The sequence below is a fragment of the Staphylococcus sp. EG-SA-2 genome (assembly GCF_017152085.1).
Genome location: NZ_JACYHC010001223.1, coordinates 1 through 640 on the forward strand (window position 1 = coordinate 1; position 640 = coordinate 640).

General features: G+C 31.4%; 1 protein-coding gene. It reads left to right on the forward strand.

Annotated elements, in window-relative coordinates; all coding sequences use genetic code 11:
- Window positions 1-210 precede the first annotated feature (210 nt).
- On the forward strand, window positions 211-640 hold a 430-nt coding region (farR, locus tag IDG60_RS28205), incomplete at its 3' end, for a fatty acid efflux pump transcriptional regulator FarR (RefSeq protein WP_206161105.1).

The following is a 640-nucleotide window of genomic DNA, read 5'->3' on the forward strand; positions in this document are numbered from 1 at the left end:
TGCAATGACCGCGGACCATTTATGTTTTGCGATGAATGTCCCCATCTTATATAAAAATTTTGCCAAAGTATATTGCCTCCTTTTAAAATCAACGTTATAGTTTAAATATACAGTGTAGATTATTGTTCGATTATAGTATCTATCCCCGACCTCTTAAAGAATCAATTGGAAAATTTTGTATATTAAACTACACACAAAGGAGAAATATAGATGAAAGAGACTGATTTACGAGTTATAAAGACAAAAAAAGCATTGTCGAGTAGCTTGCTACAATTGTTAGAACAGCAATTATTCCAAACGATTACTGTCAATCAAATTTGCGACAATGCACTCGTACACCGCACAACATTTTATAAACATTTTTATGATAAATATGATCTTCTAGAGTATTTGTTCAATCAATTGACTAAAGACTACTTTGCTAGAGATATCAGTGACCGTCTTAATCATCCATTCCAAACGATGAGTGATACGATTAATAATAAAGAGGATTTGAGAGAAATCGCAGAATTCCAAGAAGAAGACGCTGAATTTAATAAAGTATTAAAAAATGTCTGCATTAAAATTATGCATAACGATATCAAAAATAATAGAGACCGTATCGATATTGACAGCGACATCCCAGATAATCTCATATTTT